The following is a 1,619-nucleotide window of genomic DNA, read 5'->3' as shown; positions in this document are numbered from 1 at the left end:
TAGCCTGCAAATAAAAAGTCAAGGCTAAATTTATAAAAATTGAAAATTAAATATAGGTTGGGAAAAGGCATTAAAAGAAGACCACCACATCAGTGCCGGTCTGATCAGGATCATTTATTAGTTATGATTAATCTGAAAGAGTCGATAGATATTCGGTAACTCGTCCATAGTAGACTCGTAAAAACTTATTTGCTCCAGCAGTCATATAGACATAGTACGGTTTACCTTGAGATCTTTTCTTATCAAGAAATTGATATACCGGATCGTCTATCGGAGCTGTTTTTATAAGTACATCCATTATCTGAAACAGAGTCTTTCGAAGATCAGCAGAACCTCTTTTGGTAGTTGGAACACTTTTCTGCTCATAAGATCCGGATTCGTTTACTCCTGGGTCTATACCTGCAAATGCTGTAAGAGCGCTTTTCTTATGAAAACGTGTTATATCTCCGATTTCTGCTATAAGTTGTGGACCGAGAGATGGACCAACACCTTTCATTTGCATTACAACAGGGTATTCAGGCAGTTTAGAAGCTGTTTCGTCCATTAAAGATCTAAGCTTTTCAATTGTAGCAGATGTGTTATTCAGTTGGTCAACTGCTTGTTTAATAATCATCTTAGTGATGTCATCTTTTGGAAGCACCGGAACAAGCTCCTTTGCTTTTTCGTAGATTTCTTCAGCTTTTGTTTTATTGAAGTTGTACTTCCTACGTTTACACCATTTCTGATAATGCTCTATAAAGGCATTTAAAGACATTTTTCGAACACAGTCTACATGCCAATAAGTAGATGCGAAGTCAACCCATTTCTGGCTTCCGTTGCTGCGTGCAGGGCTATCAAAGTAGGTGTTAACACCAGGGTAAGTCTGATCAAGAATGCCTATGAGATTATTCTTCATAGCAGTTTTGTGTTTCATGTAAAATCCGAATTGGCGATTCATGGTTTTTAACTGATTGCGTAATTCTTCCATATCACCATACTGTTGAAGTTTATGCCATTTGTCAAGAGCATAACGAGCTATTTTGACAGAATCAGCATTATCAGACTTAACCTTACGGAGAGAATCATTATCGAAATCCTTAATGAGCTTTGGATTAACAACGCTGACAAAGAGATTAGCCTCAGAAAGCTGATGTGCAAGAACCTCGTAATAGCGCCCGGTATACTCCATAACGATTCGTGATTCTCCTTCAACAGAGTTGATAAGTTGAATTAATGCATTGATATCACTCGAAGAATGATTAATATCAAATGGAGAATAAACTATTTCACCAAATGGTCTCAGTATAGAAACTGTACTCTTACCTTTTGAAACATCAATACCTACTGCGTTCATATATTTGTCACTCCTTAAAAATATAGTGCAATGGATATACACCAGTTTTACTCATTGCCTATTCAATCTACTGTGGTGTGACACGAATGCACCCTATGGTGAAACAACCTGCATAAAACGAACGCTGCTAATGAGGAGCTGGTTATCAGTCTAGTTTACGGACGCGAGGTCCAAGAAAGGAAGCCGATATACCTATTGCTCCCATCATTATACAGCTTAAGCAATAAGATAGATAACATCTTAACTAGATGTTAAGAATATTAACTATAAAACCATTGTAGTAGAA

1 protein-coding gene is annotated in these 1,619 nt (G+C 37.1%); it reads right to left on the bottom strand.

What is annotated here, in order from left to right:
- Nucleotides 1-127: 127 nt before the first annotated feature.
- Nucleotides 128-1,333 (bottom strand): IS110 family RNA-guided transposase, encoded by a 1,206-nt coding sequence (locus B5D16_RS12265; protein ID WP_078767256.1) that lies wholly within the window; start codon nt 1,331-1,333, stop codon nt 128-130.
- Nucleotides 1,334-1,619: the final 286 nt, after the last annotated feature.

The sequence above is a fragment of the Eubacterium uniforme genome (assembly GCF_900167115.1).
GTDB classification, from domain to species: domain Bacteria; phylum Bacillota; class Clostridia; order Lachnospirales; family Lachnospiraceae; genus Eubacterium_S; species Eubacterium_S uniforme.
Note: the sequence above shows the minus strand (reverse complement) of the source record. Positions and strands in the feature narration are given on the sequence as shown.